Source organism: Phenylobacterium sp., from assembly GCF_030697925.1.
Lineage (GTDB): Bacteria > Pseudomonadota > Alphaproteobacteria > Caulobacterales > Caulobacteraceae > Phenylobacterium.
The window spans coordinates 1-1,828 of record NZ_JAUYOJ010000008.1 but is presented as its reverse complement, the minus strand read 5'-3'; the positions used below and the strand labels follow the sequence as shown (position 1 = coordinate 1,828).

The 1,828-nt window shown below is 65.5% G+C and carries 2 protein-coding genes and 1 pseudogene; all 3 read left to right on the top strand.

What is annotated here, in order from left to right; all coding sequences use genetic code 11:
• Positions 1-1,085: ferritin-like domain-containing protein (locus tag Q8Q88_RS01305; protein WP_305673394.1), on the top strand; the 1,085-nt coding region annotated here is incomplete at its 5' end.
• A gap of 143 nt (positions 1,086-1,228) precedes the next feature.
• A complete protein-coding gene (locus tag Q8Q88_RS01300) occupies positions 1,229-1,594 on the top strand; it encodes a cytochrome c (RefSeq protein WP_305673393.1) in 366 nt (121 codons plus the stop codon).
• A gap of 94 nt (positions 1,595-1,688) precedes the next feature.
• A pseudogene (locus Q8Q88_RS01295) lies at positions 1,689-1,828 on the top strand (ferritin-like domain-containing protein); the annotation flags it as partial.

Below are 1,828 nucleotides of genomic sequence, written 5' to 3'. Positions count from 1 at the left end.
TGGCGCCGGACGACTTCGAGTCGATGCTGGACCTGGACCGCTACAACAACCGCTCGACGGCGTTCGACAAGATCATCTCGGCGACCCACGACCACTTCTGGGATCCGCTCGACCCAAAATACATCGACTTTTCCGCGCCCTTCGACATGGAGAACGAGATGCTCCTGCCGGAGGACATGATCATCTCCATGTCCACCGACTATGTCTCCAATCACCTCAGCGACTGGAAGACCCGCGTCCGCTTCGTCAACCAGTCGGCCCTGCGGTCCTTCTCCTCGATCCTGCACGGGGAGCAGGGCGCGCTGAACCTCTCGGCCTCGCTGTGCCACGTGCTGCTGGACCAGGGCGCGCAGGAATACGCCGCCAACCAGACCCGCGAGGAAGCCCGCCACGGCACGGCCTTCGCCAAAGACATCAAGGCCCGCTGGGGCCGGCCGGTGGAATGCGGCCCGACGCTGAAGGCCCTGCTGGTCGACATCATCGGCAGCCCCGAGGTCTACAAGAAGATCATCGGCATGCAGATGCTGGTCGAGGGCCTGGCCATGGGCGCCTTCGCCACCTTCTTCAACAATATCCGCGATCCGATGGGCAAGCGGCTCCTGCAGCTGGTGATGACCGACGAGGCCTTCCACCACAAGTTCGGGAAGATCTGGGCCGACCGGACCATTCCGCACCTGACCGAGGCCGAGCACGAGATCATCGAGACCTGGGCGGCGCATTGCTTCCAGACCCTGCTGTTCAACCTGGTGGCTCCCACCCAGCAGCGCGATCTGTACGAGGAATTCGGCCTGGATCCGGACAAGGTCATCGCCGAGATGGCGGAGATCATGAACGACGACAAGCGCCGCGAGAACATGAAGGAGCAGACCAACATCTTCCGGGTGCTGGTGAAGACCCTGCTCAACGCCGGCATCATCACCGACCGCACCAAGGCCTTCTACGCCACCTATGTGGACGTCGAGGAGCTGCGCGGCGAGGGCGACCGGATGGTCGGCGACGATATCGCCGAGGAGGGGATCAAGTGCCTCCAGGAGATCAATTTCAAAGACCGCGTCGGCCAGGCGATTTCCATCGCCGCGGAGTAGGCCGAGCCAGCTTCCTCCACGACTTCGGCCCGCCGGCCCGCGCCGGCGGGCCTTTTCGTGCGCCGCCGCGTCTAGGTAGAGCACCGGAGGCGCGCGCGGGACCGAATGGCGCCATTCTGCGGCTCCATCCCACGGAGGCGTCGATGGCGAACAGGTCTTGGGCGATGCTGGGCTTGGCGGCGGCCCTGGCCGGTTGCGCCGGCGCAGCCGGGGTGCAGGCGGTAGGCGCCGGCCCCGCCGCCGATCCGCCCGTGCTGCGGGGCCAGGCTTTCGCCGAGCGGCGGTGCGCGGGATGCCATGTGGTCGGCCTGGATGATGGCCCGGCCTCGTTCGGGCCACGCTTCCGCGACCTTCGGATCCGCTACAACGCCCTGTCCCTACAAAGGCGGTTCACGGAGATCTCGCAGCACGGATCGGGCGAGATGCCGCCGATCCAGATCGGTCGTCAGGAGGCCGAAGACCTGGTGGCCTATCTGGAGACCCTGCAGTCCGAGCCGCCGCCCCGCTGAGTGGCCGATGAAAATGACGCGAGCGTCATTTTCCGTTGACGCCCGGCTTCGGGGGTGATGACCTTCGCCCCGACAGGATCACCGGGAGGATCGCATGGCGGCCGACGGCAACATCACCAAGGACATCATCTACGACGCCGTGGCGCCGGACGACTTCGAGTCGATGCTGGACCTGGACCGCTACAACAACCGCTCGACGGCGTTCGACAAGATCATCTCGGCGACCCACGACCA